8 protein-coding genes (1 of these 8 running past the window's edge) are annotated in these 7,980 nt (G+C 45.7%); all 8 read right to left on the bottom strand.

Translation table 11 applies throughout. The features are described 5' to 3' along the window. Positions 1–1,038, bottom strand: partial view of a LysM peptidoglycan-binding domain-containing protein gene (locus tag MKX59_RS07220; RefSeq protein WP_340857926.1) — the 5' portion only. 609 nt of this gene lie to the left of the window's left edge; only the first 1,038 of its 1,647 coding nucleotides appear in the window; its start codon is at positions 1,036–1,038; its stop codon lies off the left edge, out of view. A 159-nt stretch (positions 1,039–1,197) separates the two neighbouring features. After that, a complete protein-coding gene (gene ilvE / locus MKX59_RS07215) occupies positions 1,198–2,082 on the bottom strand; it encodes a branched-chain-amino-acid transaminase (protein WP_023989941.1) in 885 nt (294 codons plus the stop codon). A gap of 17 nt (positions 2,083–2,099) precedes the next feature. Beyond that, positions 2,100–2,999 (bottom strand): prephenate dehydratase, encoded by a 900-nt coding sequence (pheA, locus tag MKX59_RS07210; RefSeq protein ID WP_023989942.1) that lies wholly within the window; start codon positions 2,997–2,999, stop codon positions 2,100–2,102. Beyond that, the gene (thrB, locus tag MKX59_RS07205) at positions 2,996–3,964 is read right to left on the bottom strand and encodes a homoserine kinase (RefSeq protein WP_028541579.1); all 969 of its coding nucleotides are present in this window, start codon (positions 3,962–3,964) and stop codon (positions 2,996–2,998) included. The genes pheA and thrB overlap by 4 nt, the downstream gene beginning before the upstream one ends. A gap of 27 nt (positions 3,965–3,991) precedes the next feature. Continuing rightward, positions 3,992–5,278: a homoserine dehydrogenase gene (locus MKX59_RS07200; protein ID WP_023989944.1), complete on the bottom strand. Its 1,287-nt coding sequence runs from the start codon at positions 5,276–5,278 to the stop codon at positions 3,992–3,994. Positions 5,279–5,321: 43 nt separating this feature from the next. Further along, positions 5,322–5,759 (bottom strand): ACT domain-containing protein, encoded by a 438-nt coding sequence (locus MKX59_RS07195; protein ID WP_013311587.1) that lies wholly within the window; start codon positions 5,757–5,759, stop codon positions 5,322–5,324. Between the two features lie 157 nt (positions 5,760–5,916). Continuing rightward, positions 5,917–7,227 (bottom strand): GTPase ObgE, encoded by a 1,311-nt coding sequence (gene obgE / locus MKX59_RS07190; RefSeq protein WP_023989945.1) that lies wholly within the window; start codon positions 7,225–7,227, stop codon positions 5,917–5,919. Positions 7,228–7,240: 13 nt separating this feature from the next. Next, positions 7,241–7,978: a Spo0B domain-containing protein gene (locus MKX59_RS07185; protein ID WP_053326604.1), complete on the bottom strand. Its 738-nt coding sequence runs from the start codon at positions 7,976–7,978 to the stop codon at positions 7,241–7,243. Positions 7,979–7,980 lie beyond the last annotated feature (2 nt).

Genomic DNA, 7,980 nt, shown 5'->3' with positions numbered 1-7,980 from the left:
GCAATCTGAGTAGGCAGGATAAGGTGTTGGATGGGCATTTATGGGTGATGTCTGCACAGGCCCCCAGCACCATGGATGCTCACAGTCATGATGATAGTCCTGATCAGATACTACAGTAGGAGAAGCATATTCTGCTAAGGAGGTATTTATAGGTGCATTCCCCAAAGGTTGAGGAGACCCAATCCCCGGATACCACGAGTTCGGCATTGCATTTATTTGTGGGCTATAATCAAATGTCGGCTGTTGTATCGACCACTCGGAATTCACCATCGGCTCCGATTTTGTGCAGCCGCAAAATTTTTCAGCTACAGGTTGCTTCACAACAGTTGTAGGAAGCTGTGGCTTAGATGCAATCGGTTGGGTAACTATAGGTTGCATTTGAGGTGGAGCAGGTGGAGTAACTATGGGCTGCATTTGAGGTGGAGCAGGTGGAGTAACTATGGGCTGCATTTGAGGTGGAGCAGGATTTACGGGTGCCATAGGAACTTCAGGCAGTTTTAATTCAGGAAGCTTAGGAGGATTCACTGTTTCTTTTGGTTGTGTCATCTCTTCTTTAGGGCTAGGCATATTCTCCTGCTTAGGCTGCGTCAACTCCGCCTTGGGCTGGGTAAGTTCTTGCTTGGTTGGGGATTCAGGTTTAGGCTGTGTCATCTCTTCTTTGACTGCGGTATTTTTTTTATTCTCAGTAAAATCAGACGCCTCTTCTTTGTAGTGTGGAATATTAACTGTTTCTCCAACCAGAAGTGCGTTCGGGTTTTTAAGCTGGGAATTGGCATCAATAATTAGCTTAAGCGGTACATTCCACGCCTTGGACAACTTCCACAATGAATCTCCTTGCTTAACCTTGTGTTGATATACCGTTGACGGCTGTGTTTCCATCGTAACAGGGTCTGTTGGAATTTTAATTTTCTCGCCGATGCTCAACTGATTAGGGTCTGCCAATTGGGGATTGGCGGCAATAACTTTCTCCAGCGTCACATTATACTTCTGTGCCAGCAAGTACAGAGTGTCACCTTTTTTGACGATGTGTATTTTCACAGGTCACAAACCTCCTAGACTTTCGTTCGGGCGGGATAAACGCCCGGCTTCTGTTATTACATCCTATGCACCTCCCGGGCGAATGACCCCATACAAACAAAAAAATCCTCTCAACCGAATACTCTCACGAGCATTCAGCTAAAAGGATTCGGTTTTATTTTAGTCCTGCCACACTTTGTAGCCATCCTTATCCACGATCTTCCGGAACTCAGCCAGGAGCTCCAAAGTCACTGGGCCAGCAACACCGGAGCCGATCGTACGACCATCCACTTCATAAGCTGCAATAACTTCTGCCGCAGTTCCTGTAAAAAACACCTCGTCCGCAACATATACATCATGCAGTGTAAAAGGTTGTTCCTTAAGGGGGTATCCAAGCTTAGTACACAAATCGATAATAGCATTACGAGTAATCCCTTCAAGCGCTCCCAAATAGCAAGGAGGTGTATATAACACTCCATTTTTGACAATGAAAATGTTGTCCGCAGAGCCTTCTGTCACATACCCTTGGGAATTGAGCATAATAGCCTCACCTACACCAGCATAGTTAGACTGGATCTTCACGAGGATATTGTTGAGATAGTTCAATGATTTAATCTTCGGATTCAAAGCATCTGGGATGTTGCGACGCTGAGAGACAGAAATTGTCTTCAGGCCAGTCAAGTAAGCTTCTTCCGGGTAAATGGCGAGCTGTTCCACGATAATGATGACACTCGCCTTCGCACAACGAAGAGGATCTAAACCTAGATTTCCTGCACCTCGGGATACAATCAGACGGATATATCCGTTACGCATTTCGTTAAGACGAATCGTTTCAGCCATTGCTTCCAACATCTCATCAGGAGACAACGGAATGTTTAACTGAATGGATTTCGCAGAATCATACAGACGCTCCAAGTGCTCCTTACATTTAAAAATATTCCCGTTATAGATACGAATGCCCTCAAATATACCGTCTCCGTACAAGAATCCATGATCATATACGGAAACCTTTGCGTTTTCCTTAGTCACATGCTGCCCATCCAGATAGATCCATTGTTCTGCCATTAAAACCACACCTCCGATTAATGTTCCTTTAAAATAGGTTCGATCGCTGCTTCAACATACTTGTAACTTGGATAAGAGCCAAGAATACGTACATGGCATCCCAAAGCCTCAATCTCTGCAAAGGCTGCCGGAAGCAGAACGGAATGCAGAGATTCCAAAACTTCAATGTAAAAATAATAATTCCCCAATTGCTTTTTGGTCGGACGCGATTCAATACGGGACAGATTTAACCTGCGCCATGCAAATGCGGATAAAACCTGATGCAGCGCTCCCGGGAAATCCTGCGGTGGCGTGACCAAAATACTGGTTCGCTGACCTTCAGGTGTACCCGGGAGACTTATAGGTTGATGGCCGATCAAGACAAAGCGGGTAAAGTTGTTATCGTGATCCGTTACTTTGCTGGCCAAAATATCCAATCCGTGTTTGGCAGCCGCGAGCTTGGTTCCGAGAGCGGTCCAGCCTTTACCGGGGTTATGTTTAACAATTTCGACGGCTTCTGCCGTACTTCCTGCACCCTCCAGCTCGGCCTGAGGAGCGGAAGCCTGTATGAATTCTTTACACTGGGGAAGCGCTACAGGATGAGACATAATTTTGACCACTTTGCTCAAATCCAGCTTGTCCAAATCCTTCGTAAACTCACTACGATGTCCAATAAGATTTTGAATTGAAGGATATACCCATTCCGCCTGCATTTGAATGTCTACTTCATGTACAAGCCAGTCCATATGCAAACTTACAGAGCCATCAATCGTATTTTCAATGGGAATTACACTATAGTCTGCCTGTCCCTTGTCTACTGCCTGAAATACGTCCGCAATATGCTTGTAAAACAGTAATTCATGGGGCGTATCTCCTAACAAATACTTAATCGCTTCATGAGAAACGGTCCCCTCAGGAAGAAGTGCAATTCGTTTCATATCGTAAGTTCCCCTTTAATCATATCCATAAAAGGGAGTGTATTCCCTTCTGTATATACTTTAACTCCTTCACTCTCAGGGCGCAATTTTAAAACAGAAGCAGTGATCCCCTCTTTGTTCATGGTATCCGTTAAATACTGCTCCAGCTCCGCTTTCCGATTCACCCGTTGATCCGTCAATGCCAGCAGCGTCGGTCCAGCCCCACTGAGAGCCACACCCAAGGCACCATAATGGTGCGCATCCTGCAGGATCTCTGTCATACCCGGCACAAGCGCCGCACGGTAAGGCTGATGAAGCTGATCACGCATCGCTTCGGCAATTAAATCGGTTCTTCCCGACGCCAATGCTGCTACTAGCATGGAAGCATGACTTATATTATATACGGCATCCTTCAATGATACATGCGCGGGTAGAACCTCTCTGGCTTTCGACGTGGATAGCTGAAAATCTGGAATAACTACCATAACCTCCAGATTAGCATCCGGTTCAAGTCGTAAATGCCTAGCATTCTCGCCATCCCACATCGCTGTAATAATACCACCAAACAGGGAAGCTCCAACATTATCCGGATGTTTTTCAATGGCGCTTGCCATATCGAACAGTTTGGAATCCGGCAGAGGTGAGCCAATCAACGTATTGGCAGCGACCAAGGCGCCCACAATGGCAGAAGCACTACTGCCCAAACCACGAGTAAGTGGAATATCCGAGTACATCGAAATATCGAGCTCAGGAACAGATACACCTGCTTCCCGAAAAACCATTTGTGCTACCTTGAAAATCAGATTAGTTTTATCTTGGGGAACACCATTCATTTCATTTCCGTATAAATGAAAAGCCGTCTGTTCGGCCTCCTTCATTTCAATCCATGCATATAAGGACAATGCCATGCCCAATGTATCAAAGCCGGGACCCAAGTTGGCCGTACTCGCAGGCACACGCACTCTTGCTGTTTTTAAAACGGTCATACAGACAATTCCTCCTGCTTTTATTGACTATCCCTCTACTCGATATACGCTCTTGATGCGACGGATGACGTCCAAAGTTTCAAAATGCTCCAAAACCTTTTTCATACTCGCTTTACTGGCTAAATGAGTCACGATAATAATTTCAGCATCGGGGTTAACCTCATTCGGTTGCTGCACAACAGATGCCAGACTGACATCAAATTCAGCAAATACTTGCGTAATCCGTGCCAACACCCCTGCTTTATCATCCACATGCAGAAGCACGAAGTTTTTGAAATACACATCTTCATCGTTACTAATTTTTTTGGGATTGTAAGGAACGATGGCTTTAAGCCCATTGACACCAAGTTTGAGATTTTTCACTACAGCTACTAAATCGGCTACAACCGATGTTGCCGTCGGCATTTCACCTGCACCCGCACCATAAAACATGGTTTCACCCACTGCTTCACCATGCACATACACCGCATTGAATACCCCGTTCACCGAAGCCAATGGATGCTGCTTGCGTACCATAGTCGGCTGAACGTTAATCGTAAATTCATCACCTTGGCGCTCTGCAATCCCGAGCAATTTCATTTCATATCCTAGTTTTTTAGCAAAAGCAATATCTTCACTGGTTACCTTTGAAATGCCGCTGACACTTACATCCTTGAGCTCTACATTAGAGCGGAAACCAAGCGTGCCGAGAATTGCCATTTTACGAGCTGCATCCAGTCCTTCCACGTCTGAGGTCGGATCCGATTCAGCATACCCAAGCTCCTGCGCTTCCTTGAGAACTTCCTCGTACGAGGCCCCTTCCTGACTCATTTTTGTTAAAATAAAGTTTGTCGTACCGTTCACAATCCCCATAATGCGGGTAATGCGATCGGAGGAGAAGCCTTCAATTAATGTACGAATGATCGGGATACCACCTGCTACACTAGCTTCATAAAAAATATCACACTGCTTTTCCTGCGCCTTTGCTAATACTTCAGAACCGTGCAAAGCCATTAAGTCCTTATTTGCTGTTACGATGTGTTTCCCCCGCTCCAGCGCTTCAAGAATGTACTCCTTCGTCTGATCAACGCCGCCCATGACTTCAATAATTACATCAATTTCAGGGTCCCGAATAACTTCCCATGGGTCCTCAGTAAGCTTGGCTGTCTCCACTTCAATGGAACGATATTTTTCTATGTTTTTTACAGCTATTTTTTCAATGATGATCGGTGAACCGACTTGTCTGCTCAAGTCTTCCTGATTGCCTTCTACGATTCGAACGACTCCCGTTCCAACCGTCCCCAAACCTAACAATCCTACTTTGACCGGTTTCATCCATTCCCCTCCCGCGAACTTATGTCTAATGAACTGAATTGCCTTAACCTTGCCCAATCAGGCGAACACGTTTAACTCCAGAAATATCTTCCAAGCCCTCCAGTAGAACACCCAACTCTTCACTGAGTCTGGACATTTCTACGGAGATGACTACGTTGGCTCTGCCTTGCAGTGGAATACTTTGCTGGATCGTCAGCACATTGCCTCCGAAATCAGCCACTCTGCCAAGCACCCTGGACAACATTCCGGATTGATGCTCTAAATCAATAGAGATATTGACAATTCGCTCACGCTCCAGCTGGTTAACCAAATGTATGCCATCCTTATATTTATAAAAGGCGCTTCGGCTTAGCCCAACTTGCTCCACGGCATCATGCACGGTTTTAACATCTCCTGAAGCCAGCAGCAGTTTTACCTGTATGGTCTTAACAATTGCTTCAGGCAAAATATCTTCCCGTACCAAGTAATAGCGCTCTTTCAAGAACGTCCTCTCCTCAAAGACTTATGTTTTTGTATAGAGGACATTATAACGAAACTCTTGAAAATCAGCAAGCAAACAATGCAAAAAACGGCTACTGCCTTCTATAGAGTTTCCTATAGTACAGTAACCGTTCAGGTTTTAGAACTTTATTTGAAATTTAGTAGTAGCTGCTGCCTTCAACAAATTCGAACTCGAAATCAGCAATGCGTACAGATGTACCATCTTTGGCGCCACGCTTGCGTAACTCAGCATCCACACCCATATGGCGTAACGTTCTTGCTAATTTCAAAATGGCATCATGCGAGTTCAACTGCATGCGCTTCATCATGCGCTCAATTTTAGGACTCTGCACCACGAATGTATCGTTTTCACGTACAATTGTAAAGCCATCGTCTTCTGCTGTATCCAGCTTAAATACCTTACGTTCATTGACTTCTGCTACTTCCTCAACAACCGGCTCATCCGGTATTTGATCCAGCAAATCAGCAGCCCGGTAGAGCAGTTCCTTCACACCTTGACGTGTCAGTGAGGAAATAGGCATGATTTCAAGATCAGGACGTATAGAAGCAATCTGCTCTTTGAAGTGAGTCAGGTTTTCTTCCGCCTCCGGCATATCCATTTTATTGGCCGCCACAATTTGTGGACGCTCAGCCAATGTTGCATTATATTGCTTCAATTCGTCGTTAATTTTAGTCCAATCTTCAAACGGATCACGTCCTTCGGAGCCCGCCATATCCACGACATGGATAATAATACGCGTCCGCTCAATGTGCCGCAGAAATTCATGTCCCAGCCCAATACCTTCATGAGCTCCTTCAATCAAACCAGGCAAATCCGCCATCACAAAGTTACGATGATCACCCACATCCACAACGCCCAAATTCGGAGTAATCGTTGTAAAGTGGTATGCCCCAATTTTCGGTTTTGCGGAAGATACAACCGACAACAAGGTAGACTTCCCTACACTAGGGAACCCGACCAAACCTACGTCAGCCATTACTTTTAACTCAAGCGTGATATAACGTTCTTGTCCCTCTGCGCCGTTCTCAGCCAACTCAGGCGCTGGATTATTCGGTGTAGCAAAACGGATGTTCCCGCGTCCTCCGCGTCCTCCTTTAGCTACGACGACTTGTTGACCATGACGTGTCATATCTGCTACTACTTCACCAGTATCATCATCTATGATGACCGTTCCCGGTGGTATACGTACGATCATGTGCTCCGCATTGGCTCCGTGTTGGCTTTTGTTACGACCTTTCACTCCACGTTGGGCTTTAAAATGACGTTGGTACCGAAAATCCATCAAGGTACGCAAACCCTCATCTACACGGAAAATTACGTCTCCACCGTTCCCTCCGTCACCACCACCTGGGCCACCTTCAGGAACGTATTTCTCACGGCGAAACGCAATTAATCCGTCCCCACCGTCACCGCCTTTAACAAAAATCTTCGCTTTATCTACAAACATGGTTACACCTTCCTTATGTCTGGCACTGCATCCGAATTTGAAACATTTCGCCCGTAGGGAGCTTCTCTGTTCGAATGCGTTCACTTCCGAGTACGGATCTGACCCGCTTTAGGATATTCAAATCCGCAGGTATGTCACTTCCTTCAAAACGGACGATAACATCATTCTGATCCATACCGAAAAAAAGTGTCAATCTGCGCACTTCTCCCCAGGACGACCGGCCCCCGCCATATTGATACGCACGCACCGTTTCTATGACGGCCGAGGCAAGCGACTCGCCGTCTTCGGGAGACATGACAGCGTCTAACTTTAACTGTTCCTCAACCTGTACCGACAACTGTAAATTACCGGCGTTCACGCGAAAAGACTGCAAATAAAACACCAGTGAGGGAATACCCAACTTAGATATTTTACTGTCTTCCGCCACGCGCCCTTTTATTGTTTCCACATAAGCAACAGATTTATCATGCTTATTCATACGAATATATCCATAAAGCACCTGCAAGTCATTCATCCAGTCATGCCGATGATGGTTAAGCATTGAAATCGCTGTACGCTCAAAAGAACGCAAAGCAGCTTTCCGCTCATACTCAACCTGTCTTTGCGTATACCACATACCAAAGCATGCAGCAACTACAGACCATACTGCTAATAAGATAATCGTTAATACTTCAGGATAGAGCAGTGAAAAAACCAAAGGAATCAGAATGGAACCCAACGCCAGATAAGGCGCTCTTATCCGCTGGAACATGG

This window comes from Paenibacillus sp. FSL R7-0340 (assembly GCF_038002205.1).
Taxonomy (GTDB): Bacteria; Bacillota; Bacilli; order Paenibacillales; family Paenibacillaceae; genus Paenibacillus; species Paenibacillus polymyxa_B.
Note: the sequence above shows the minus strand (reverse complement) of the source record. Positions and strands in the feature narration are given on the sequence as shown.